Below are 23,250 nucleotides of genomic sequence, written 5' to 3' on the forward strand. Positions count from 1 at the left end.
GGGCAGTGGTCACCGTTGCGCGCCGAGATCATTGGGGAAGAACATTTCACCCATGAGCGTTTCCAGTAGTTTTCATGGGCCTGGTGTGCCGGGCGGATTCTCGCCGTCGGCCCAAATGCGTCGTACGCAGAACCCGCCTTCTCCGCGCAGCACCGAGGAGATCGTCGCGCTCGTGCTGCTCCTCTTGACGTTCATGACGACGTTGGTGCTCGCCCTGATAGCGATCGGATCGCTTGTTGTAGCTAACGCGAGTGGGAACCCGTACGCGATAGTCATGGTGCTGATCTACGGACTCTTGGACCAGCCCGGCTGGCTGCTCGTCGCGGTAGCGCTGGAGGTGGTGGCTCTGGCTCAAATGCGGCGGCGGCGGCCGGCGAGCGCGGCGGCAGGGCTGCTTGGTCTCGGTGTGCCGATCCTCCCAGACTTGGCAACGAGTGTGGCCTATTCTCAGTCCGAGGTGACTGTGTTGGGCGGGAGCTCTGTCGGGGCTGCCTTGAGATTGGTGCTGCTGCCGCTGGTGATCGCGACGGGCGTCGCGGCGGTGATGGCGGGGCGCAGGGGTATGCGTGCTCAACCTGCTGCTGTATCCGTGGGGGTAGGAGCATCCCTGTTCTTGTTGTTGTTGGCGGTGATCGAGTTTGGGCGCGCGTCGCTGAGCCTGGTGTGGTTCGCCTTCTGGGAAGCGATAGCTCCGGAAGGGGGGCGAGTATTGGAGATCGGGCTGTGGCTGTTCCCAATGATCATCGATGCTGATGTTGTTTACGGACTGCCCTTCCTCGGGGTTGGAGGCGTGGTGCTGGTGGCGGCGTGCGCTTTCGGGATGCTGGCCGTGATCGCATGGAGCACCCGGATGTGGAGAGCGTTCATAGCAGGGGCGATCGGCGGGCCGGTCGTGCTGTTGGTTCATCACCTGGCGGTTTGGGCGGTTTATGCCGATATCCTGTCCGGCTGGCGCTTGCCGTGGATGGGCTTGACTGTCTTGGGTCCCGGGATTCTGTTGGCAATGTCCTTGGCCGCAGTAACGCCTGCGGCGCGCCAGTGGTTCACCGCTCCGAGGCACTTCGTCGTCGCGCCACGGTAGCGGCGCGGGGCGCTGGAGGGCATGTGTACCTCCTGGAACGGTGGCCCTCCCGCGGCGCGGAGTTGCCGAGTACACTAGTGAGCCCGGCCTAAGGAGAGTCCCAAGAGCGTCACCGGCGAAAGCACACGGCACCGTCGGCCGACGGCCTGGCAAGTGGCCGCGCAGTTCCTGTGGTCGCTCATGGTGGCGCGAGTTCTGCTGGGGCTGGAAAACGGCAACCTGCTGTCCATCGAGGCGTGGCTCACCCCGCGTGTCTGGCTATATCCACTGTTCTTCGGGGTCATGGGCGTGTACTCCTACCTGTACTGGATGCGCCACCGAGACGACTGAGAAAACCACCTGACGAGGCGTGTTGCGCTCGCCGCCGGCGTGGGAGAATCGGCTCATCGATGCCCTGAGCTGGGTCTGGGCCTTGGCCCTGTGCTCCGGAGGATGGGGTGGGCTACAGGCGGACGCCGACATTCGTCGATGGCGCCGGCGCGGCTCGCCGTGGAAAATGACCACAGGCAACGCTCGATGATGAGATGAAGGGAGCACGCCACGATGAAGCGAGCTACGGCTGGGATGCTACTGGTGGCGGCGCTGGTGGGCGGTGCGGCGCCAGTAGTGACGGCGGAGCCGGTGGCAGCAGATGGCTTGGCAATATGGGAGGCTTACTCGCGGGGGAGCGATACAGACAGTACCCGTGGGCTGCTGTGTAGAGTGTTGCCTCAGTGCTGTAGCAACCAAAAATGATGCCGGGACGGGTGGTTGGGCGCCCATTTGCTGCCGTCAGGACGACCCTAGGGAAAAGAGTGTCCTATGCGATCATTGCAGCGGTCGCATTGGGTATGGACCTGGGTGCCTGGGACGATGGTAAGTCTGCTGCGTTGCGTACCGCACTGACCACTCTCATGGTCTCCGGTTCCCTGCTGTTGGGCTGGTATCCGCGGTTCGCCGGAGTACTGATCGTCGTCTGTGCCATCGCTGATGAGGTATTGTCTGCGAATGTCGCGGCTGCCTCGCTCGCGCTATTGCTTGTTGTGGTGGATTGGTTATCCCGGCGCTGGGACATTGCCGCAGCAGTCGCCGTCATAACGCACACATTGGTTGGTGCCGCTTCTGCTGGAGACCTCATGTGGTTCCTGCAAGCGCAAGCATTGCTGATGTCGATTGCGGTGATTGTTGGCATGGCACTGCGGCAGTACGAGCACAGGCTCGCTGAACTGGCGGAGAGAGAGGCTCGGCTACGCTTGGAGCTTGAAAATGAGGAACTGCGGGTTCGCTCCGAGATCGCGTTGACACTACATGACTCGATCGCAACGGACCTTGCTCAGGTCGTGGTGGCGGGGCAGAGTCTTGCCCGGGACCTGCCCGCCGGTTCCGAAGGGGACCGTGCACATGCCATTGTGGATTCCGGGCAGCAGGCCATGAAGCATCTTCGCGGACTCATGGATGGGTTGCGTACACCGGATTCCGTGACGGAACGCGAGAATACGGACTTGCACACCGCGATCTCGGAGTGTCGCCGGATGTTGGAATCGCGAGGAGTCCTGCTTGAGGTTGCCACGTCCGTACCGTGGGACGTGCTGCTGGGAGATCTTGATCATCCGTCGCAGACCCTGCTGGTATTGGCGCTGCGTGAGGGTACCATCAACGCCCTCAAATACGCACCGAGTGGATCAACGGTAGTGGTAGAAGTCGAGCAGACTGGTGAGCATGTCAACCTTGAGATTTCCTCCGCCAGGCAGGCCGGTGACGGGCAGTCGGCCACAATAGAAGAGATGCGCAGGCAGGGCATGAGCGGAAGCACTGGTCTCAGCGGTTTGGCCATGCGTGCGGCGCGCCTGGGCGGCAAGGTTGTTTACGGCCCCGCAGGCGATCGTTGGTTGCTTGGAGTGACTGCGCCGGTAGCTTAGGCGCGCACCCGGACGGCGAAGCCGACGTCCCTGTGGGAGTGGAGTCTGTCGGTGACACTGGGGGGAGACTGGCGACATGACCGCCTCATCCAATACCGCGCCTTCCTCGAGAAGCGGTCCTCTGCGTGTGCTGCTTGCGGAGGACAATGTCCTTGTTCGTGAGGGCTACGCGGCCATGCTCTCCGATGAACCAGGGATCGAACTAGTGGCCGCCGTCGAGGACGGATTCGCCGCGCTGCGCGAACTCGACCTGCACCGGGTGGATGTGGCGCTGGTTAACGTGGAGATGCCCCGGATGGACGGCGTCGAGGCGGTTCGGGCGATTGCTACGCGCCATCCCGGGGTCGTCGTGGTCATGTTGACCGCCTTTGAGAACAAGGCCCGCCTGGAGGAGGCTCTGGGGGCGGGGGCGCGCGGATTCCTCACCAAAGACATGGACATCGAGCAGATCGTCGTCGGCGTACGGGATGCCGTGACGGGCAAGACGGTTCTGGGACCGGAGCCGCTCGAAGTCGCGGCGCAGGGCCTGCGGCGGCGGGCCGTAGAGCGGGAGGCCAACGCCGAGTTCATCCGTGGCGTCGATGCGCTCTCTTCCCGCTATGCCGAGGTGTTCAATCTTGTGGCGCGAGGCCTGAGCAACCGGCAGGTGGCAGCAAAGACGGGGCGAACAGAGTCGACCGTGCGCACGTACCTCTCGGAGATTCTCCAAACCCTGAACTGCTCCTCTCGCACCGAACTCGCGGTCAAGGCCAACCGCCTCGGGCTGGTGGCGGACGATTCAGCGCGATGGCATCGGCCGAGTCGCAGAGTGGGGCGTAAGTAGCAGCCTTGGCGGTTCTCGCTCCCGCTGGGCGCAGCAAGGTTACTGACATTTGTCGGTGTTCCAGGTGAGGGATGAGTCATACCCTCGTATTGCATCGGCCGGCGGTTGGTCGATGAGCAGGTGACTGTTTTTCAAAGGAGAATCATCATGTCGGTCAAGGGTGCGGGACGTGTGGTATTCGGCGTGCAGCTGGCCGCCGCAGCTTTCACCTGCAGAGGAGAGTTGTGAACTCGATGGCGCCTCAGCGCCGTAGGCCACCGATGTGGCGGCTTGCGGTGGAGTTCTTTTGGGGGCTGCTGTTGGCTAGGGTGATACTAGGGCTCATTGACGGCGACAACCTGAGGTCGACTGAGGCCTGGTTGACGCCCCGCGCTTGGGGGTATCCGCTTTTCTTCGCCGTCGTCGGGGTGTACTCCTACCTGTACTGGATGCGTCACCGGGATGACTGACAGCTCTGGCCAGGAGAACAAAAGCTCGTACGGTAGCGCGATAGCTCGGGACACGGATGCGATGATGCGGGGAGGACGGGCGCCGGGAGGTGCGCCCCGGCCCCGGTTCGCGCGACGTAAGCGGGCTACTGCCGCTCCACGACCGAACCCCTCGGCTCCCACATCCAAGCGCAATCGATCCCAGACAGCCCTGACATACCCCGCACCGGAAGGTCTGAGCAGGCATGGGCGGAACCGTGAGGCGCCCACTATAATGGAAAGCGTTTACAAAGGAGGTCGCAGATGACCGCTGTTAGCGGACGTGTGCAGCGCCGTCGGCTGACGGCATGGCGGTTGGTTGCGCAGTTCTTCTGGGTGCTGCTGGTAGCCAGAATCATCACGGGACTAACACTCACGGGGTTGTCTCTTGATTCTTGGTTGGCTCTTCGCACTTGGCTCTTCCCGTTGGGCTTTGCGGTTATCGGGGTGTACTCCTACCTGTATTGGATGAGCCACCGAGACGACTGAGACTTCCGTCCGATTGGACGCGACTGGAATCACCCTGTGAGTCCGGCAGGTGAATCAGGGCCTGGTCAGGGGATTCCCGCATGGCTGGGCCCGGGGAATCGGCGTACAACCGAAACATGGAGACGCTGACGTCGGATGGGCCAGGCACCCAGCACCGCCAAGGCAAACGGTCGCGTGAAGATACCCGGCCGGTCGTCACCTTGGACCAGGTGTCGCGAGAATTCGGCAGGCTTCAGGCACTCGCCCCGCTCGATCTGGAGGTCGGTGTGGGGCGAGTGCTCGGCCTGCTTGGCCCCAACGGCGCCGGCAAGACCACGCTGATGTCGATCATGGCCTGTGAGCTGGCGCCGAGCACCGGGGAGGTGACGGTCGGCGGCACTCTGGTTACCGACACCTCTGCCGCCCGTCGGGCCCGCCGTCGGCTCGCGCTGATGCCCCAGCGCCCGGCGTCGGTCCCGGGATTCAGTGCTCTCGACACGGTCGAGTACGCGGCCTGGGCCAAGGGCCTGCCCACACGCGGGCGGCGGGAGCCCTGCATGAACGCGCTCGACCGTGTGGGGCTGGCGGCGCAGGCCAAACGGCCGTTGCGCACCCTGTCCGGCGGCATGGTGCAGCGCGTGCACCTGGCCGCCGCTCTCGTCAGCCGCCCGGCCCTGCTGCTCCTCGATGAGCCGACCGTGGGCTTGGACCCCGCTCAGCGCATCGCCTTCCGCGCCCTGGTCGAGGAGCTCGAAGACACCGCCACTGTGCTGGCCACCCACTTGGTCGAGGACGTGCGCGCACTCAGTGACGAGATCATGGTGCTCGACGCCGGGCAGGTCCGCTTCCGCGGCACCACGGCGGAGTCGGAGGCGAGGGCAACATCCGACGCCCCCGGAGACAACCAGCTCGAGCGTGGCTACATGAGCGTGCTCAGTCAGGAGCAGTCATGAGCGGCGTGCTGCGCATCGAAATGCGCCGCTGTCTGCTGGTGCGCATAGCGCCGTTGGCCGCCGCGGGGCTGGTGGCCTGATGCTCAGTGACCGTCACCAGTGGCAGGGTGTGTGGCCTGCTTCCTCAGGCTCGCTATTACCCAGGGCACGGGTGTCGGCACGCCGGAGAGCCGCTTGACCCGTATCTTCCTCTCCGGCCACGCCTGGGTGGAATTGACACCCGCAGGGGTGACGCTCGCCGCCGTTGAGGCCGCGATTGTGATTGCCGCCGCTCTGGCGCTGCCGGGTCTGCTCGCCGCTCTGCGAGCCCGTCGTGAGCGCACCGGCTTCCCGTGGCCGCGGCGAACCCGAGTGGCCGTCACCGCGGGCTGTGCGGTGTGCGTGCTCGGGGCCGGCCTCGTGCTGACCGGTCCGCCGCTGACGGTCGAGCGGGCTATTCCCGAACATCCCGTGTGCACCGATACGCAGCTGCGGCTGTGCGTGTGGCCCGAGGACGCCGCCCGGCTGCCCGCGCTGGCCACGCTCGCCGAACGGGCCAGTGCCCAGGCGGATGCGCTCGGCCTGGAGCTCCCCGAACACGTCAGCGCGTACGGGCTGGAGCCGGGGGCGTCGAGCTTCATCATCGAGTCCGATTCCGTTTGGTTCGCCGCCGACGACCTGGCGGGAATCATCGTCGGCTCGGCGGTGTCGGTCGATTGCCTGCCGACGGACGCGGATCCTGGCGTGGAGGACTTTTATCGGGCGTTCGGAGAACTCCAGGGGCTGCTCGAGCTGCGCCTGCAGGCGGCCGACAGCCGCCCCGCGGGCATGGGGGACACCAGAGCGATCGACCACGCGGAGATCGCACGCATAGCCAAGTCCGATGCGGCCACGCAGGACGCCTGGATGCAAGAGCGCCTCGACACCATGCGTGACATTGCCGCGGAGCAGTGCCAATGAGGCTCTACGTGCGCTCCCGCAGGCTGCTCGCGGCCTGCGTGCTCATGGCGATGCTCGCAGCCATCAGCGCAGTGAGCGGCACCAACATGCTGACGCTCGTATCCCGCGGCGACCCCGTGGCGGTGCCCTACCTGCTCGTGCTCGACGCCTTCATCGCGGTACTGGCGGTCGGCAGCCTGGCCTCCCCGGTGCCCGCCATGGACCGCGGGGACGTCGGCGTCGTCGCCCGGGCCAGGTGGCTGCACCTGGCGGGCATGGGGGCGCTGGGTCTGGTGCTCGTGGTGGCGGCGTCCCTGCCCCGTTCGGGCATGGGCGCCCTGGAGGCGGGGCGCGCCTACCTCGCCTGGCTCGGCCTGGCACTGCTGGCCGCCGGCATCCTCCGCGAATCCCTGGCGGCAATCGGACCGTTGGCGGGATTCTTCGTCATCGCCTGGTTCGGGCACCCGGCGGGAGTGCCCGCGTCGTGGAACTGGGGGCAGGCGCCCGCTACTGTGTTGACGTCCTGGTTGGTCGCCGTCGGGCTGCTGGCAGTCGGCCTGCTCGTCTGCGCCCGCCGCTGGCGCGGGGAGCTCGGTCTGCCGCGCCCATGATAGGAACACGCCCTTCACCTCTGGTACGAGCTTTTGCACTCTGCTCCGATGGGTATACCCGCACACCAGGGTGCAAAGGCTCGCATCAGCCGGTTGGTGCACTCCAGCGTCTTATGAGCCGGCTGTCACCGGCGCCACGGTTGTCCCTACCGCCGACCGGGCAGCCAGGGACATCGCTAACAGAATCCCGGATTGCAGGACGAGGATCGCCAACGGCATCCACTGCGATCCCCGGCCGAACAGAGCGCTGTTCGACACCACCCAAACCGCTACATGGTGAATCAGCAGGGCTACCGGTCCACCCACCGCCCCTGCCAGGAACAGCCCTCGAATCCGGAAGGCCGACGCCGTCACGGCCAGCAGCGCGAGTAGGAACACCGCGACCAGCATCACGCCACCGGCACCGATGAACGGCAGACCGTGTTCGGAGCCGTTCAGGTTGACCTCCGTGGACAGCCATGGGCCCACCGCCGCGTCGATTCGCACGGGCGCGTACCAGCAGAGGCTCGCTACATACTGGTAATTGAGCCATCCTCGGATCAGCTGAATCGCGGAGAAGACGAGCAGGAACAGTGACACCCCCAGGCCCAACGCGACGGACACGGGGCGGGGCCGGGGCATCCGCCGTCCCGCCACCGCGGCGGTAATGCCGGTCGGGATTACCGCGACGAGCAAGGCCACCAACAGGGCGACGTCGCCACCAACGCTTTTCCCCATTACCTGAAATGCCTCATCTGTTCCTGTGAACGCGATCGCGTACGTAAGCGGTCCGCTGACCCACAATCCCGCTACGGCCGCGCTCGCCTGTCGGTGCTTCATGAGCTGTACCAGCCCGACCGTCTCAAGTACGAGCGTGGTGTACAGCCAGCCGCTCATGTTGCTGAGGGCCTCGACCAATTCCCAGATCGCGTCCGGCCCGTCTCCTCCGGTGGAGACCTCGGGCCTGCTCCGCCTGACGTGGTCAACCACGACCAGAAGGGTTATCAGCATTGTCATGACGATGAGCGCGAGCGCAGCTCGCTCCGGAGCAGTGCGTCGGCCAGCCAGGCGGTGCGCGACATTGCCGGATACCTCGATGGGAGTGGACATGCGCCGCATCCTCTTCGGCCGCGTAATCACGGGCAATGGGCACTGCAGCCCATGTCCGCCGATGCAGGCTCGGGACGTGCAGCAGGAACACGTCCTTCACCTCTGGTACGAACTTTTGCACCCTGCTCCGATGGGTATACCCGCACACCAGGGTGCAAAGGCTCGCAGCAGGGAGCAAAGGGTCGTAGTAGGCGAGATGTCCCTGGCTGTCCGGTCGGCGGTAGGGAGAACCGTGGCGGCGGGCCGACGTCGTCGGCGGGTTATACGGCGATGAGGTGCAGCCTGGGGTCGACGGCGTGCAGATCGCCCGGGTCGGAGGTCACCACCGCGTGGCCATGTTTGCGGGCGTGCAGCGCCACATGGACGTAGACGACGTCGGGGTGTCCACTGCGGCCGCACAGCAGCCCCACCGCCCGCGCCGTCACATCGTCCAGCGGGATGACCTGAACCGCGGGGTCGCCGAGTAGGCGGGCGACTCGCGCCTGCCGGGGTCCTCCTCGCCACGCCTGGGCGACTACGCCGGCGGGTACTGCCAGTGCGATCCGGGCGTCGACCGCCCGGCGCAGCAGGGCCCGCATTCTGGCGTCGCCGCGCTCGAGCGCCAGCAGCGCCCCGGTGTCCAGGGTCAGGCCCGCGACCTCGCCGTCGGTGTTCACGCCAGGCCCAGAGCGCGGTCGGCCCAGGCCAGGTCGGCGTCGTCGACCGGGCCTAGTTCGCGATCCAGGTCATCGAGCAGCTCGGTCAGGCCGTCCTCGCGTTCGGCGCGGGCGACCGCCGAGCTGATGTAACCGGACACAGATGCCGCCCGTCCCTGTGCACCGCGCGCCTTATGGAGCTGACCTGCTCATCCGGGAGACTCACCGCAATCTTCTGAGTCATACCAGAATCATACCTCTCGGACTGAGGCCTGCAATGGGTGCCGCCGTCTTTGCAAAACGGTTACAGGATTGCGTCGCGAGCCTGCACAAAACCCTGCGTAGATCCGCGAATTGCCCGAATTGGGCTTGCAAGGCTTGCAACAGGGCAGGGTCTCGTGTGTAATGGACGCGTCATCGCCGTCGCGCTGTGGGCCGTTCCGCGGTCCATGGCTCACGATTGGCAGTTGCTCTCTACCCGGGCCTCGGCCCGGCAACTCCGTGTCCAAGGGAGGACAATCAATGCGACCCATTACCCGTCGCTCCATGCTCGGTGGCTCTGCGGCGGTCGCGCTCGCCGCGACCCTTGCCGCCTGCTCCAGCGGGTCCGACTCCGGCTCCGGCGACTCGGGCACCGGCTCGGTCTACTTCCTCAACTTCAAGCCCGAGTCCGAGGACGCCTTCAAGACCATCGCCGCCACCTACAAGGAGAAGACCGGTGTCGAGGTCAAGGTGGTCACCGCCGCCTCCGGTACCTATCAGCAGACCCTCCAGACCGAGGTCGCCAAGTCTGACCCGCCCACAATCTTCAACATCAACGGCCCGGTCGGCCTGGCCACCTGGCAGGACTACGCCCTGGATCTGTCCGACACGGACTTCGTCAAGGCCCTCACCGACACCTCCTTGGCCCTGACCGACGACGCCGGCACCGTCTACGGCTCCCCGCTCACCATCGAGGGCTACGGCCTGATCTACAACGGTGAGATCATGGACAAGTACTTCGCGACGGACGGAGCCAAGGCCTCCTCCATCGACGAGATCAAGGGCTTCGACAAGCTCAAGGAGGTCGTCGAGGACATGCAGTCCAAGAAGGACGACCTGGGCATCGACGGCGTCTTCGCCTCCACCTCCCTCACCCCCGGTGAGGACTGGCGCTGGCAGACCCACCTGTCCAACTACCCCGTCTACTACGAGTTCAAGGACAAGGGCGTCACCGACACCCCCGACCTCGAGCTGACCTACTCGGACAACTACCAGCAGATCTTCGACCTGTACCTCAACAACTCCACGGTCGCCCCCTCCGAGGCTTCCGCCAAGAGCGTCTCCGACTCCATGGCCGAGTTCGCCCTCGGCAAGGCCGCCATGGTCCAGAACGGCAACTGGGCCTGGTCCCAGATCGCCGAGGTCGACGGCAACGTCGTCAAGGAGGACCAGATCCACTTCATGCCGATCTACATCGGCGTGGACGGCGAGGACAAGTCCGGCATCGCGCTGGGCACCGAGAACTTCCTCTCGATCAACTCCCAGGCCTCCGAGGCCGACCAGCAGGCCTCCATCGACTTCCTCAACTGGCTGTTCACCAACGCCGAGGGGGCCAAGCTGCTCACCGACAACTCCGTGGCCCCCGCCGCCCCCTACGCGGCCTTCGCCGAGCTCGCCCCCGCCGACCCGCTCGGCGCCGAGGTTGTGGAGTACATGAACAACGACGAGCTGTACCCGATCAACTGGGTCTTCCAGACCTACCCGAGCCAGGACTTCAAGGACCAGGTCGGCCAGCACCTGTCCCAGTACGCTACCGGTAAGAAGACCTGGGACGACGTCAAGACCTACTTCGTCGAGGAGTGGAAGGCCGAGAAGAGTTCCTGATCCGCTCCGAGTGGCCGCTGATCGGCCTCTCGCTTGAGCGAGAAACGACGACGGCGGCGCCCGGTGACACTGCCGGGCGCCGCCCGCCGTCACCAGTCGGCGGCCCGGTGCCGCAGCTCCAGACCCCGTGAACCCCTCGAGACACTCATGACCAAGTCACTCAAGAAGTACTTCCTCGTATTCACCGGCCCCACACTGATCGCCTTCCTGATCGCCTTCATCGTGCCCTTCTTCATGGGCCTGTACCTGTCGCTGACCAAGTTCACCACGCTGACCAACGCCAAGTGGGTCGGCTTTGACAACTACCAGACGGCCCTGACCGGCAACACCGGGTTCGTCAAGGCCCTCGGCTTCACCGCCGTCGTCTCGGCCATCTCGATCATCACCGTCAACCTGGGCGCCTTCGCCCTGGCCTACCTGCTCACCCGCAAGCTGCGCGGCACCAACCTGTTCCGCTCGGTGTTCTTCATGCCCAACCTGATCGGCGGCATCGTGCTGGGCTACACCTGGCAGGTCATGCTCAACGCGATCCTGCGCCACTGGGGTCAGACCATCGTCAATGACTGGCGCCTGGGCATGGCAGGACTGGTGCTGCTGATCAACTGGCAGCTGATGGGCTACATGATGATCATCTACATCGCCGGCCTGCAGAACGTGCCTCCGGAGCTGATCGAGGCGGCGCAGATCGACGGCGCCGGCAAGTGGGGGACGCTGCGCAACGTCACCATCCCCATGGTCATGCCCTCCATCACCATCTGCCTGTTCCTCACCCTGGCCAACACCTTCAAGATGTACGACCAGAACCTGGCCCTGACCAACGGTGCGCCGCTCAAGCAGACGCAGATGGCGGCACTGAACATCGTGGACCTGATGTACAAGCAGGTCGGCAAGCAGGGTATCGCCCAGGCGCAGGCCGTCATCTTCTTCATCATCGTTACCGTCATCGCCGTGCTGCAGCTGCGCGCGACCCGCGCCAAGGAGGTTGAAGCGTGAGCACCGAGACCCTCGCCCCCATGGGCCCCACCGCCATCAAGCCGATGCGGCCCTCCAAGCCCGCCCGTCGCAAGCAGACCGTGGGCCAGAACCTGCTCACCGGCTTCCTCACGGTGCTGACGCTGATCTGGATCATTCCGCTGCTGTTCATCCTGATCAACTCATTCAAGGGCAAGTTCTACATCTCCGACTCGCCCTTCTCACTGCCCACCGGCGAGACCTTCGCGGGAGTCGCCAACTACATCACCGGTCTGCAGCTGTCCGGCTTCGCCCGGGCCCTGGGGTGGTCACTGTTCATCACCGTCGGCTCGGTGGCCGTGATCGTGCTGCTGACCGCCATGACCGCGTACTACATCACCCGCGTCAAGACCTGGTGGACCTCCCTGATCTACTACCTGTTCGCGTTCTCCATGATCGCCCCGTTCCAGCTGGTCATGTTCCCGACCGTCAAGATCGCCGACATGCTTGGCCTGGCCACGCCCTGGGGCATGATCGTCCTGTACCTGGGCTTCGGCGGCGGCCTGTCGGTCTTCCTGTTCGCCGGCTTCATCAAGTCCGTGCCGCTGGAGATCGAGGAGGCCGCCTACATGGACGGCTGCTCCCCGCTGCAGAGCTACTTCCGCGTGGTGATGCCGCTGCTCAAGCCGACCGCGGTGACGGTCGCAGTGCTGAACGCCATGTGGGTGTGGAACGACTTCCTCCTGCCCAACCTTGTCATCGGCCAGGACGAGCGCTACAAGACGATCCCGATCGTCATCCAGATGCTCGTCGGCTCCAACGGCAACCGCGACATGGGCGCGCAGATGGCCATGCTGGTGCTGGCCATCGTCCCCATCGTCATCTTCTACGCCTTCGGCCAGAAGTACATCGTCGAGGGCGTCGCCGCCGGCGCCGTCAAGGGCTGAGCCGGCCTTAAGCCATGCCCGGCTTCCTGAGACCCGACTCGGCCTTCTACCGGGCATGGTCTGCTGCCGCCGACCTCGTCGTCGTCAACCTGCTCACCCTGCTGGGGTGCCTGCCCATCATCACCGCGGGCGCAGCGCTTACCGCCTGCGCCCGCGTGGTGATGGAAATGGCGCGAGATGAGGACACCTACACGGTGCGCACCTGGTGGCGCTCCTTCCGCACCAATCTGGTCCAGTCACTGGCTTGGTGGCTGCCGACGCTGGCAGCCGGGGGATTAGCGGCATGGATGAACCTGTCGCTGTCCCAGCTGGGTGGAACTGCCCTGACCGGGCTGGTCGACGCCGGGGCGCTGCTCATCATCGCCGTCCTGACCTGGCTGGTTCCGTTGGTCGCCTTCTTTGACAACACCGTCGGCGCGCACGTAGCCAACGCGGCGCGCTTGGCCGTCGGGGCGCTCGGTCGCACCGCGGTATGCCTGCTGCTGCTTGCTGTTCCCGTAGTCGTGGTGGCGGCCCTGCCTGGCGCGCGCGCCGCCGCCGGCTGGTTCATGGTGCTGCTCGGCGTCGCTTCATCGGTTACCTCATGACCCTGGTGCAGCGGCCCGTGATCGACCGCCTGCGCGACGCCGCCCGTACTCGCCGAGATCGGTAGAAGTTACGTGCCCAGATCGGTAGATACGGCGAACACGTTGACGTCCCGGCGCTCCGGCCGTGAGAGTCTCCCACGGCCGGAGCGTCGGGACGCCTGATGCGGCCGACGGCGGTGCCGGTAAGGGTCCGGTGCCGGGAGTCCGGGCCTCAGTGCTTCAGTTCGGCGTCGATTACCGTCATCTCGTTGGGCACCACGCTCAGATCCAGGCTGGACAGCAGCGTGCCGGTGGAGATCTGCACCAGGTGCAGCTGCTTGGTGGCGGGGTCAGTGACATAGGCGAAGTCTCCGGCCGTCTTCACATTGGGGCCGGGCTCCTGCCAGTTCTCATTCTCCGTCCAGGACGTGACCACGTCGACCTGCTTGGTTACCGCGGCCGTGGCGGTGTCGATGATGTTGAGCTTGCCATCGTTGGTCAGGACCACGCCCTCGCCCGCCTCGCCGCGGCCGAAGGAGCGGAACCAGTAGGCCGAGCCCAGCTCCACGGTCTTCGTGGTGGCATCGGTGGTATTGATGACGCCAACCCGCGTGGGGTGCTCCGGCTCGGCACCGTCAACGGGCTCGACGGTCTTGTAGTCGGTCAGGACGTAGGGAGAGTCATAGGAGCCGAACTGGTTGCCGCTGCGTTGGTACTCCTCCGGCACCGGCACCTTGTGGAACTGCCCGTCACGGAACACCACCGACCCGTTGGTGCAGCCGAAAGTGACCACGTCCTCGCCCTGGGCGGTGGCCTCGCCGTGGACGCCGGGGCAGTCGGTGGACTCGGCACCGATGCTCCCGTCCGCCTTGCGCTCGTGGACCGTGTGACGCTCGTCCTCGGTCCCCTCGGTCACCAGGATGCTCCCGCTGGTCAGGGGGACGGCGACGCCGTGGTGCGGATCGTTCGTCTTGAAGCTGGTCAGCTCGTCGGAGCTGAGTTGACCGTCCTCCAGCGCGTCGGTCTCGAAGACAGTGACAGTGCCGGTGCCGTCGTCGAACACGGCCGTCTTTCCGGCATGGGTGACGACGTGCCCGGGCTTGTCCGCCGCGATTACCGAGCCGGTGAGCTTCGGGGTAGTGGTGTAGTAGTGGTTGTGGTCCCCGTGGGGCTTGACGATCATCCCCAGGTCCAGGACCTCGAACCCTTCGGAGGAGGAGACGAGCACGTGGCGGCCGTCCCCGGCTGGGTTGAGCCGCAGGAAGCCCTCCTTCTTGATATCGGCTACAACGGAGCCGTCGGAGGTATCGACGATCTGGATGCCGCCGTCGTAGGTGATGGCGGCGCGGGGGTCCACGTCGCTGACCTCCACCGGTTTCTCCGACGGCGCCGTGGCGGTCTGCGCGTCGGCAGTGGCTAGGGAGTCGGAGCCGCCCGCTGAAGACGAGCCGCAGGCGGCCAGGGTCATGGTCAACGCCGCTGCGGCGGCCAGAGTAAGAGCACTGAGGTGGGGGAGAGTTCTCATGCCGCAAACGGTAATGATTATCATTAAGTGTCGCAACTCCCCACCCTTCCGCTGCTTCGCTTCCCAAGGCGTGGACGCGCCGCCTGCCGAAGCCGGTCGTCCACCAGTCGGCCCCGGCAGGTTGCGGCGCGTGGCGCTCCGGTAGGCTGTCCGCGGCGCGCCCAGGCCGCGCCTGTCCTTAGGGGCACTCACTCAGTCAGGGAGTAGCAATGCCAGCCGTCGTCGTCGTCGGGACTCAATGGGGAGACGAAGGAAAGGGCAAGGCGACCGACCAGCTCGGTCAGGGCGTCGACTACGTGGTGAAGTTCAACGGCGGTAACAACGCCGGGCACACCGTCGTCATCGATGGCGAGACCTTCGCCTTCCACCTTCTGCCCGCGGGCGTCCTCACCCCCGGGGTCACCCCCGTGATCGGCAACGGCGTGGTGGTGGACCTGGAGGTTCTGTTCCAGGAGATCGAGGAGATCACCTCCCGCGGCAAGGATGCCTCCGCGCTCAAGATCTCCGCCAACGCCCACCTGATCCCCTCCTACAACCGGGTCATGGACCGCACTACCGAACGCTTCCTGGGCGCCCGCCAGCTGGGCACCACCGGCCGCGGCATCGGCCCCACCTACGCGGACAAGATGAACCGCGTGGGCCTGCGCGTGCAGGACCTGTTCGATGAGTCGATCCTGCGCCAGAAGGTCCACTCCGCGCTGGACCAGAAGAACAGCCTGCTGCTGAAGGTCTTCAACCGGCCCGCCATCGACCCCGACGCCGTCGCTGACGAACTGCTGTCCTACGCCGAGCGCGTGCGCCCCATGGTGGTGGACACCTCCCTGCTGCTTAACCAGGCCCTGGACGCCGGCAAGACTGTCCTGTTCGAGGCCGGCCAGGCCACCATGCTCGACATCGACCACGGCACCTACCCCTTCGTCACCTCCTCCAACCCGACCGCCGGGGGCGCCTGCACCGGCACCGGCGTGGGCCCCACCCGCATCGACGCCGTCGTCGGCGTGGTCAAGGCATACACCACGCGGGTGGGCGAGGGGCCCTTCCCCACCGAGCTCACCGACGCATGGGGGAGCGGCTGCGCGCCGAGGGAGGCGAGTACGGGGTCACCACCGGGCGTCCGCGCCGCTGCGGCTGGCACGACGCCGTCGTCACCCGCTACGCCGCCCGCGTCAACGGGCTCACCGACTTGGTGATGACCAAGCTCGACGTGCTCACCGGGCATGAGACCATCCCCGTGTGCGTCGCCTACGACGTCGACGGCGAGGTCACCTCCGAGATGCCGCTGACCCAGACGGACTTCCACCACGCCAAGCCGGTCTACGAGGAGCTGCCCGGCTGGAGCGAGGACATTACCGGCGTGCGCGACTTCGACGACCTGCCCGCCGCCACCCGCGACTACGTGCTGCGCATTGAGGAGCTCGCCGGCTGCCGCATCTCCGCGATCGGGGTGGGCGCGGGCCGCGAGGCCACTATCACTCGCCACCAACTGCTCGGCTGAGCGCCGGCGGAGCGGTTAACGACGACGGCGCCGGCCCCATGTGCGGGGCCGGCCGCTCGCTGTTCAGGCGCCTAGCCATCCGGGTGACGCTTGATCACCGATGGCCGTAGGGGTCGCCGGGCTGCTGGCCGTAGGGCGGCTGACCGGGCTGGTACTGCTGCGGGTTGCCGTAGCCCTGCTGTCCGGGTTGCTGCGGCTGGGTATAGCCCTGCTGGCCGTAAGGCTGTTGCGGCTGGGCGTAGGGCTGTTGCGGCTGGGCGTAGCCTGCTGGCCGTAGGGTTGCTGCGGGGCGCCGTATTGCGTTTGGCCGGCCTGCTGGTACGGCTGGGCCGGGTATCCGGCCCCGGGGTAGCCGGCGGTCGGTACGGAGTGCTTCTTCTGGTTCCGGGAGACGACGACGGCGATCACAACGCCGACGATCACCAGCAGACCCACGATGCCGAGAACGATCGGCAGCAGTGAATGTCCCTCGTCGGAGTCGGCGTCGGCGGGTGCCGCAACGGCTTCGCTCGTGGGAGTGGGCGCCGCGTCTCCGGTGGCAGAAGTCGGCGCGTCGGTGGGCTCCGTGGAGGCAGAGGCGGAGGGGGTGGACGCGGCCTGATCGGCGGAGGCCCAGCCGGTCGCCTGGAGGGACTCGAGTGAGGCGATGTTGTCCCAGTTGGCTTCGTTGCCGGAGATCGTTGCGTTTGCGTCGGCTTCGATGACGTCGCCGGGGAAGGCAACGGTCATGGTGCTGGAGTCGTAGTCGCTCAAGTCGCTGAAGCCGGACATGTCGACGATGTAGGTACCATCCTGGTGCTTGATGGAGAAATCCTCGTCGATGGATCCGACCACCGGCAGGCTGAGCATGGACAGCACGCAGGCGTCGTCCTCGGTGGACAGTGTCACCTCGATGTCGTCGTCGGCGTCCTCGATGTACTGGAGCTCATCAAGGCCGAGCACATCCTCCGTGCAGTAGTAGTCGGCGCTGAAGCTTCGATGTCGATGGTCATGACCAAGTCGGCGGTCTTGTTCTCATACAGCGTGAGGTCAATATGGGCGCTCGCATCGCCGTCGTCGGCGACGGCAAGAGGGCCCACGAGGACGGAGCCGAGCAGAAGCGCGGAGCCGGCGACCACGGAACCGGCGCGGCGTAGGGCGACGGGGGACAGGATGCTCATGCTGAGAGTGTACGGAACCTCCTCAGTTGCAACTAGCGCGACGCCCACGCGTCCGGTGCTGGGCGCGTGGGCGTCGCGAATGGGTTCACTCAGTGCTGGGCGTTGGGGTCTCCGGGCTGGTATTGCTGCGGGTTGCGTATCCCTGCTGGCCGGGCTGCTGCGGGGCACCGTATGGCTGTTGGCCGGGCTGCTGCGGCTGGGCACGTATCCCTGCTGGCCGGGCTGCTGCGGCTGGGCCGGATATCCGGCCCCGGGGTAGCCGGTGACCGGGGCGGCGTTCTTCTTCCGGTTCCGAGACACGATGAAGGCGACAACGCCGGCAATCACCAGGAGCGCCACCACGACCAGCGCGATCCAAACGGCCGAACTCTTGCCGGCCGAGTCCTTGCCGACCGCCCGGATGGTGCCTGCGTCGGTCAGGTCGTCCCAGGTGACCTTGTTGCCGTCGATTGTGGCGCTGTCATCGGCTTCGGTGACCTTGCCGGGGAAGGTGACGGAGATGGAGATCGAGCTGAGGTAGTCGCCGGCGTCCCCCAAGTCGCCAAAGTCGACGATGTACTCGTCGCCCTCGTGCGTAATCGGGGAGTCGGAGCTGTTAAAGGCATCCAGGGAGGCACCGGTAACGGTCAGGGCGCAGGAGTCGCCCTGGGCGGCGACGTCGACCTTGGCCTCGTCACCGAGCTCCGCGATATCGTCGTCACTGATACCACTGAGCGACAGCATGTCTTCAGTGCAGTAGAGGCTGGGGTCGATGCCGTCGATTCCCGTCGATATGGACATGTCGACGAGCTCGTCCTCGTGGAGCACGAGGTCGAGGCTCATGTTTGCGGAGAGTCCGTAGAAACTGTCGTCATCGTCGGCGATTGCGGTGGGACCGAGGAGGGCGGAGCCGAGCAGCAGCGCAGAGCCGGCCACCACGGCGCCCGTGCGGCGCAAGGATGTGGGGAAGAGGTTGCTCATGCCCGGGAGTGTACGGAAGCACCCCCATTCCAGCAACAAAATGATGACGATCACTTCCGTCGTGAACGGTGCCGCCGCAGCGCAGCCGCCCCCACCGCGGCACCGGCGGCCGTCACCCCGGCCACGATCCACGCCCCGTAGCGGTCCCAGGCCGACACGCCTGCGCCCGCCCGGGCTCGTCCGGACGCGCTCACGCCGTCGTACAGCAGGTCGGCATCCTCCAGGTGACGGTGGTGCCTTCACGGCGCCGCCACCGGCGTCCACGACGGCGCCCGGGAAGGTGATCGACAAGCGGGCGTCCACCACCGTGTTCAGTGACTCCGCTGTGGAGTCCGCGGTGGCGGCCTGCGTGGCATCGGCCGCCGCGGCGGAGGGCGCATCCGCGTCGTCCTGGACGCCGTCGACGGTGACCCCGAAGCCGACGAAGTGCACCACGTACAGGTCGCCGTCGCGCACCACCAGCTGGTCCGCCGCGGCCTCCTCGTCCGCGGCGTCGGGGATGGACACCCCGGTGACGTGCACCTCGCAGCCCAGTCCCTCGGCGTCGTCGGCGGAACCAAGCGGGGAGGCGGTCACCGTCACACCGTCGCCGGAGCCGACCAGCGACTCGGCGGTGAGGCTTTCACAGGCGGTGCCGTCGGTGAAAACCGTGCCGGTGGTGTCGCGCATGACCAGGTCGACGTCGTAGGTGCCGGCCGTATCCAGGCGCATGTCCATATGGGCGGTGCAACCCGACAGCGCCAGTGCGGCCGCGACTGCTACGGGCGCGAGGCGACGGGCGCGGGCGGGTGTGCGTTGACGGCGGTCGGCGAGCGGCTTCGGGGGCACGCCCCGACGCTACACGGTGGTGGGTGTGGCGGGAAACACCACCCAGAAGGGGCGAAAACCGCGTTCGGGGGACCTTCGGACGTGACCTGGGGCGCCAGATGAGGAAGGATAGGAGTTGACCCGTTGAGTCACGAGAATCGAAGAAAGAAGGACTCACATGACTGTGTCTGAGCAGGATGTCCGGGCGGCTGCACCGGCCAACGCCCCCGAGGACGTCATTGCTTTCGCCGTCCGCCTCGCCGAGCTCGGCAAGCCGGAGGACGTCTACTTCTGCGACGGCTCCGATGAGGAGTGGGACCGTCTGACCTCCGAGATGGTCGAGTCGGGCATGTTCATCCGCCTCAACCCGGAGAAGCGCCCCAACTCTTTCCTGGCGCGTTCGCTGCCCAGCGACGTTGCCCGCGTTGAGTCCCGCACCTTCATCTGCTCCGAGAAGAAGGAGGACGCCGGCCCGACCAACAACTGGTACGACCCGGCCGAGATGAAGAAGATCCTCAACGAGAAGTTCGAGGGCACCTACGCCGGCCGCACGATGTACGTGATCCCCTTCTCCATGGGCCCGCTCGGCGGTCCGATCTCCCAGTTGGGCATCGAGATCACCGACTCCCCGTACGTCGTGGCCAACATGCGCATCATGACGCGCATGGGCGCCAAGGCCATGGACCTGATCAACGAGGGCCGCACCTGGGTCCCCTGCGTGCACTCCGTTGGTGCTCCGCTGGCTCCCGGCCAGGAGGACACCACCTGGCCCTGTAACGACGAGAAGTACATCACCCAGTTCCCGGAGACCAACGAGATCTGGTCCTACGGCTCCGGTTACGGCGGCAACGCCCTGCTGGGCAAGAAGTGCTACGCGCTGCGCATCGCCTCGACCATGGCCCGCCGCGACGGCTGGATGGCCGAGCACATGCTCATCCTGCGCCTGACCGACGAGAAGTCCGGCAAGCAGTACCACGTCACCGCCGCCTTCCCGAGCGCCTGCGGCAAGACCAACCTCGCCATGCTCCAGCCGACCATCCCCGGCTACAAGGTCGAGACCGTCGGCGACGACATCGCCTGGATGCGTCCCGGTGAGGATGGTCGCCTGCGCGCCATCAACCCCGAGGCTGGCTTCTTCGGCGTCGCCCCGGGCACCGCCTACACCACCAACCCGGTGGCCATGGACACCATGAAGGCCAACACGATCTTCACCAACGTCGCCCTGACCGACGACGGCGACGTCTGGTGGGAAGGTATCGACGCCGAGCTGCCCGACCACCTGATCGACTGGCAGGGCAACGACTACACGCCCGCCGACGCCGAGGCCGGTAAGAAGGCCGCGCACCCGAACTCGCGTTTCACCACGCCCGCTTCGCAGTGCCCGATCATCTGCCCCGACTGGGAGGCCCCCGAGGGCGTCGCCATCGACGCCATTCTGTTCGGTGGTCGCCGCGCCTCCAACGTGCCGCTGGTGGCCGAGCAGTACAGCCCCGCCCACGGCGTCTTCATCGGCTCCTCGGTGGCCTCTGAGGTCACCGCTGCCGCCACCGACGTCAAGGCCGGCTCGCTGCGCCACGACCCCTTCGCCATGCTGCCCTTCTGCGGTTACCACATGGCCGACTACTGGGGCCACTGGCTGGAGATGCAGGAGAAGCTGGGAGACAACTTCCCGAAGGTGTACCAGGTCAACTGGTTCCGCAAGGACGAGAACGGCAAGTTCCTGTGGCCGGGTTACGGCGACAACTCCCGCGTGCTCGACTGGATCGTGCGCCGCGCCGCCGGTGAGGTCGACGCGATCGAGGGCGTGACGGGTCTGTACCCGAAGTTCGAGGACTTCAACCTCGACGGCCTGGACATCGACGAGTCCGTCTGGAACAAGATGTATGACATCGACCCCGACGCCTGGGCCACCGAGATGGACTCCACCGAGGAGTACTACGAGCAGTTCGGTGACAAGGTCCCTGCTGCCCTCCGCGAGGAGCTCGCCAAGTTCCGTGAGCGCATCGCCGCCGCCAAGGCCAACGCCTGACGCATCGGCTAACGCCTGACGCAGCGCGGGGCCCCCGGTCTTCTGACCGGGGACCCCGCTGCATCTGCCGGCAAACTGTCCAAAACCGGCAGGAACGCCCTTCGCGCCTGCCGACGGCGCATCATGAGTGGAGTCATTTCAACGTTTCGTGCCGGCCCGGTCCGCGCCCGCGGCCCGTTAGTGCCGTTTTTGGACATTCGCTCCACCGAAAGTCACCGGCGCCCACAGGTGCGGTTCGTGCAGGGTGAATCCACAAGGCTCGTCGGGGGCGTTGGCGTGGCGGCGCTCGTCCGGGGCAGCCTCGGAACCATGAGACAGTGCGACGACGACATTCTGGCGCGGGTACGGGCCTGTTGCGGCGCCGTGCGGCTGCGGGACTTGAGCCTGGATCGCACGGAGCGGCGTCGCGCCCGGCGGCTGGTCGAGGCTCGCCAGCTGTTCGCGCACCCACATGGGGTGGTGAGTCTGCCCGGGGCGGGCTGGGACCTGATCCTGGCGCGCATCCATGGCGGGGTGATCACCTGCCAGCACGCCGCCAGGTACTACGGCTATCCCTGTCCCCGCCTATGGGTGCCCGTCCATCTGGCGGTCCCCCACAGCGCAAACCGCACCTCGATCCGGGGAGAGGTGCTGCATGTCGAGAGCGAGCTCGAGCTGCCGCCGCTGACCCAGTTCCCGGTGGCGCCGGTGCCGCTCATGCTGGCCCGTTACCTGCGGTGCGCCCCACGCCGCGAGGGGCCCCTGATGGCCTGCGATGCGGCACTGCATCAGGAGCACACGTCGGTGGAGGCGGTTGCGGCGCTGCTACATGGCCCGGGCTCGATTCAGGCCCGGGGGCGGCTGGGGCTGGCCAGTGCGCGGGCGCGTTCGCCGCTGGAAACGCTCGCTCGGCTGCAACTGTACGACGCCAACGTCCCCTTCGCTGACGGCGTGGACATTCCCAGGGTGGGTGAGGTGGACCTGCTGGTGGACGGGAGGCTGGTGCTGGAGCTGGACGGCTACACCTACCACGAAGATGAGTTTCAGTTCGCGCGGGACCGCACCAGGGATCGCGAGCTGATCAGACAGGGGTACCGGGTTGCCCGATTCACCCGCAAGGATGTGGAGCAGGGCCGAGTGGGGGCGGAGGTTCACCAACTCCTCGCCCCGCCAAGCCGCACACGCCGCTGATAATGACCAAAAACGGCAGAAACGCTTCATGGGCGCGAACCGGCACGGCACGAAACGTTGGAATGACGCCAGTCGTGATTCGCGGTCGGCGGGCATGAAGCAGTTCCTGCCGGTTTTGGACAGTTTGCCGATCCTGCAGGGCAATCTCGGAGAGCGACGACGCTGCGGTGGGCGGACCGGCGTGGTCCATGCGGTCGGGTCGGGCGAACCTCCTCCTTGTGTCAAGACACCCGGGTGGTTAGGTTGGGGGCATGACCGCAAGCCGTCACCGCGCCCTAATCATCGTGGACGTTCAACCCACCTTCTGCGAGGGTGGTGCCCTGCCGGTGGCTGGCGGGAACGCGGTCGCCGAGCGGGTGGCCGCCTACGTCGCCGCTCATCGCGACGACTACGACCTGGTGGTCACCACCCAGGACTGGCACATCGACCCCGGCGAGCACTTCTCCGCAGCCCCCGACTTCGTGGACACCTGGCCGCCGCACGGGGTGGCCGGCACCGCCGAGGCCGAACTGCACCCCGCGCTGGCGGGGCTGGCCCCGGACGTGAGTGTGAAGAAGGGGCAGTACGCCGCCGCCTACTCCGGCTTCGAGGGGGTGGACTCCTCCGGCGCCGCCCTGGACGAGCTCCTGCGTGCCCGCGGCGTCGAGGCGCTGGACGTGGTCGGCCTGGCCGAGTCCCACTGTGTGAAGGAGACGGCGCTCGACGGCGTGCGCGGCGGCTACCGGGTCCGCGTCCTGACCGACCTGACGGCGCCCGTCAGCCCGGAGCAGGGGCAGGCGGCGCGCGCCGCCATGGCGGAGGCGGGTGTGGCGCTGGTGCCCTCCGCCTGAG

General features: G+C 66.4%; 22 protein-coding genes and 1 pseudogene. 17 read left to right on the forward strand and 6 right to left on the reverse strand.

All coding sequences use genetic code 11. The annotated features are described in order from the left end of the window. Nucleotides 1-52: 52 nt before the first annotated feature. The 9 genes from BW737_RS04675 to BW737_RS04710 all read left to right on the forward strand — a co-directional run bounded on the left by BW737_RS04675 (nt 53) and on the right by BW737_RS04710 (nt 7,219). A complete protein-coding gene (locus tag BW737_RS04675; RefSeq protein ID WP_143233270.1) occupies nt 53-1,081 on the forward strand; it encodes a hypothetical protein in 1,029 nt (342 codons plus the stop codon). A gap of 153 nt (nt 1,082-1,234) precedes the next feature. Next, entirely contained in the window at nt 1,235-1,411 is a 177-nt protein-coding gene (locus BW737_RS16040; RefSeq protein ID WP_180272056.1) for a hypothetical protein, read from the forward strand. A 464-nt stretch (nt 1,412-1,875) separates the two neighbouring features. Beyond that, nucleotides 1,876-2,979, forward strand: coding sequence for a sensor histidine kinase (locus BW737_RS04680; RefSeq protein ID WP_086614961.1), 1,104 nt, complete (start codon nt 1,876-1,878; stop codon nt 2,977-2,979). A gap of 76 nt (nt 2,980-3,055) precedes the next feature. Beyond that, entirely contained in the window at nt 3,056-3,802 is a 747-nt protein-coding gene (locus BW737_RS04685) for a response regulator transcription factor (RefSeq protein WP_086614960.1), read from the forward strand. 275 nt (nt 3,803-4,077) lie between these two features. Next, nucleotides 4,078-4,251, forward strand: coding sequence for a hypothetical protein (locus tag BW737_RS16045; RefSeq protein ID WP_180272057.1), 174 nt, complete (start codon nt 4,078-4,080; stop codon nt 4,249-4,251). A gap of 282 nt (nt 4,252-4,533) precedes the next feature. After that, complete coding sequence (locus BW737_RS04695; protein WP_086614958.1) at nt 4,534-4,758, forward strand: hypothetical protein; 225 nt, start codon at nt 4,534-4,536, stop codon at nt 4,756-4,758. A 209-nt stretch (nt 4,759-4,967) separates the two neighbouring features. Further along, a complete protein-coding gene (locus BW737_RS04700) occupies nt 4,968-5,690 on the forward strand; it encodes an ABC transporter ATP-binding protein (RefSeq protein ID WP_218961779.1) in 723 nt (240 codons plus the stop codon). A 111-nt stretch (nt 5,691-5,801) separates the two neighbouring features. Beyond that, on the forward strand, nt 5,802-6,629 hold the full coding sequence (locus BW737_RS04705; protein ID WP_143233271.1) for a DUF7224 domain-containing protein: 828 nt from the start codon (nt 5,802-5,804) through the stop codon (nt 6,627-6,629). Continuing rightward, on the forward strand, nt 6,626-7,219 hold the full coding sequence (locus BW737_RS04710; RefSeq protein ID WP_086614955.1) for a hypothetical protein: 594 nt from the start codon (nt 6,626-6,628) through the stop codon (nt 7,217-7,219). The genes BW737_RS04705 and BW737_RS04710 overlap by 4 nt, the downstream gene beginning before the upstream one ends. A gap of 111 nt (nt 7,220-7,330) precedes the next feature. Here BW737_RS04710 and BW737_RS04715 read toward each other — a convergent pair whose 3' ends face one another. From BW737_RS04715 to BW737_RS17750, 3 genes are all read right to left on the reverse strand, one after another. After that, a complete protein-coding gene (locus BW737_RS04715; protein WP_143233272.1) occupies nt 7,331-8,317 on the reverse strand; it encodes a hypothetical protein in 987 nt (328 codons plus the stop codon). Nucleotides 8,318-8,568: 251 nt separating this feature from the next. Beyond that, nucleotides 8,569-8,964, reverse strand: a complete 396-nt coding sequence (locus tag BW737_RS04720; RefSeq protein WP_086614953.1) for a type II toxin-antitoxin system VapC family toxin — start codon at nt 8,962-8,964, stop codon at nt 8,569-8,571. Next, nucleotides 8,961-9,104 (reverse strand): hypothetical protein, encoded by a 144-nt coding sequence (locus BW737_RS17750; protein WP_257210480.1) that lies wholly within the window; start codon nt 9,102-9,104, stop codon nt 8,961-8,963. The genes BW737_RS04720 and BW737_RS17750 overlap by 4 nt, the downstream gene beginning before the upstream one ends. A 361-nt stretch (nt 9,105-9,465) precedes the next feature. Here BW737_RS17750 and BW737_RS04730 point away from each other — a divergent pair, with 361 nt between their 5' ends. The 4 genes from BW737_RS04730 to BW737_RS04745 all read left to right on the forward strand — a co-directional run bounded on the left by BW737_RS04730 (nt 9,466) and on the right by BW737_RS04745 (nt 13,294). Further along, entirely contained in the window at nt 9,466-10,809 is a 1,344-nt protein-coding gene (locus BW737_RS04730; RefSeq protein ID WP_086614952.1) for an ABC transporter substrate-binding protein, read from the forward strand. A 147-nt stretch (nt 10,810-10,956) separates the two neighbouring features. Next, nucleotides 10,957-11,802: a carbohydrate ABC transporter permease gene (locus tag BW737_RS04735; RefSeq protein ID WP_086614951.1), complete on the forward strand. Its 846-nt coding sequence runs from the start codon at nt 10,957-10,959 to the stop codon at nt 11,800-11,802. Nucleotides 11,803-11,846: 44 nt separating this feature from the next. Then, the gene (locus BW737_RS04740) at nt 11,847-12,707 is read left to right on the forward strand and encodes a carbohydrate ABC transporter permease (protein WP_176760762.1); all 861 of its coding nucleotides are present in this window, start codon (nt 11,847-11,849) and stop codon (nt 12,705-12,707) included. A gap of 14 nt (nt 12,708-12,721) precedes the next feature. Then, on the forward strand, nt 12,722-13,294 hold the full coding sequence (locus tag BW737_RS04745) for a MusI family membrane protein (RefSeq protein WP_338063865.1): 573 nt from the start codon (nt 12,722-12,724) through the stop codon (nt 13,292-13,294). 211 nt (nt 13,295-13,505) lie between these two features. Here the strand turns inward: BW737_RS04745 and BW737_RS04750 are convergent, their stop codons facing one another. Then, on the reverse strand, nt 13,506-14,798 hold the full coding sequence (locus BW737_RS04750) for a hypothetical protein (protein WP_257210481.1): 1,293 nt from the start codon (nt 14,796-14,798) through the stop codon (nt 13,506-13,508). A 209-nt stretch (nt 14,799-15,007) separates the two neighbouring features. Here BW737_RS04750 and BW737_RS04755 point away from each other — a divergent pair. Continuing rightward, nucleotides 15,008-16,293 (forward strand): annotated as a pseudogene (locus tag BW737_RS04755) (adenylosuccinate synthase). Between the two features lie 63 nt (nt 16,294-16,356). Here the strand turns inward: BW737_RS04755 and BW737_RS15560 are convergent. Together BW737_RS15560 and BW737_RS17755 are read right to left on the reverse strand one after the other, a co-directional pair. Further along, the gene (locus BW737_RS15560) at nt 16,357-17,235 is read right to left on the reverse strand and encodes a hypothetical protein (RefSeq protein WP_143233273.1); all 879 of its coding nucleotides are present in this window, start codon (nt 17,233-17,235) and stop codon (nt 16,357-16,359) included. Beyond that, the gene (locus BW737_RS17755) at nt 17,178-19,241 is read right to left on the reverse strand and encodes an LppM family (lipo)protein (protein WP_257210482.1); all 2,064 of its coding nucleotides are present in this window, start codon (nt 19,239-19,241) and stop codon (nt 17,178-17,180) included. Before BW737_RS17755 ends, BW737_RS15560 begins: the two co-directional genes overlap by 58 nt. Before the next feature lie 157 nt (nt 19,242-19,398). On the opposite strand from BW737_RS17755, the gene BW737_RS04775 reads away from it, so the two are divergent. The 3 genes from BW737_RS04775 (at nt 19,399) to BW737_RS04785 (ending at nt 23,249) form a co-directional block, all read left to right on the forward strand. Continuing rightward, a complete protein-coding gene (locus BW737_RS04775) occupies nt 19,399-21,249 on the forward strand; it encodes a phosphoenolpyruvate carboxykinase (GTP) (protein ID WP_086614949.1) in 1,851 nt (616 codons plus the stop codon). Nucleotides 21,250-21,558: 309 nt separating this feature from the next. After that, nucleotides 21,559-22,419, forward strand: a complete 861-nt coding sequence (locus BW737_RS04780; RefSeq protein WP_257210483.1) for an endonuclease domain-containing protein — start codon at nt 21,559-21,561, stop codon at nt 22,417-22,419. Between the two features lie 251 nt (nt 22,420-22,670). Next, nucleotides 22,671-23,249: an isochorismatase family protein gene (locus tag BW737_RS04785; protein ID WP_086614948.1), complete on the forward strand. Its 579-nt coding sequence runs from the start codon at nt 22,671-22,673 to the stop codon at nt 23,247-23,249. Nucleotide 23,250 lies beyond the last annotated feature (1 nt).

Source organism: Actinomyces ruminis (genome assembly GCF_002154335.2).
Lineage (GTDB): Bacteria > Actinomycetota > Actinomycetes > Actinomycetales > Actinomycetaceae > Actinomyces > Actinomyces ruminis.

Coding starts and splice junctions, on each gene's coding strand:
- BW737_RS04775 (WP_086614949.1), top strand. CDS start 19,399: ATGACTGTGTCTGAGCAGGATGTCCGGGCGGCTGCACCGGCCAACGCC.
- BW737_RS04780 (WP_257210483.1), top strand. CDS start 21,559: ATGAGACAGTGCGACGACGACATTCTGGCGCGGGTACGGGCCTGTTGC.
- BW737_RS04675 (WP_143233270.1), top strand. CDS start 53: ATGAGCGTTTCCAGTAGTTTTCATGGGCCTGGTGTGCCGGGCGGATTC.
- BW737_RS04750 (WP_257210481.1), bottom strand. CDS start 14,798: ATGAGAACTCTCCCCCACCTCAGTGCTCTTACTCTGGCCGCCGCAGCG.
- BW737_RS04685 (WP_086614960.1), top strand. CDS start 3,056: ATGACCGCCTCATCCAATACCGCGCCTTCCTCGAGAAGCGGTCCTCTG.
- BW737_RS04715 (WP_143233272.1), bottom strand. CDS start 8,317: ATGCGGCGCATGTCCACTCCCATCGAGGTATCCGGCAATGTCGCGCAC.
- BW737_RS04785 (WP_086614948.1), top strand. CDS start 22,671: ATGACCGCAAGCCGTCACCGCGCCCTAATCATCGTGGACGTTCAACCC.
- BW737_RS04740 (WP_176760762.1), top strand. CDS start 11,847: ATGCGGCCCTCCAAGCCCGCCCGTCGCAAGCAGACCGTGGGCCAGAAC.
- BW737_RS04735 (WP_086614951.1), top strand. CDS start 10,957: ATGACCAAGTCACTCAAGAAGTACTTCCTCGTATTCACCGGCCCCACA.
- BW737_RS04730 (WP_086614952.1), top strand. CDS start 9,466: ATGCGACCCATTACCCGTCGCTCCATGCTCGGTGGCTCTGCGGCGGTC.
- BW737_RS04695 (WP_086614958.1), top strand. CDS start 4,534: ATGACCGCTGTTAGCGGACGTGTGCAGCGCCGTCGGCTGACGGCATGG.
- BW737_RS04745 (WP_338063865.1), top strand. CDS start 12,722: ATGCCCGGCTTCCTGAGACCCGACTCGGCCTTCTACCGGGCATGGTCT.
- BW737_RS04710 (WP_086614955.1), top strand. CDS start 6,626: ATGAGGCTCTACGTGCGCTCCCGCAGGCTGCTCGCGGCCTGCGTGCTC.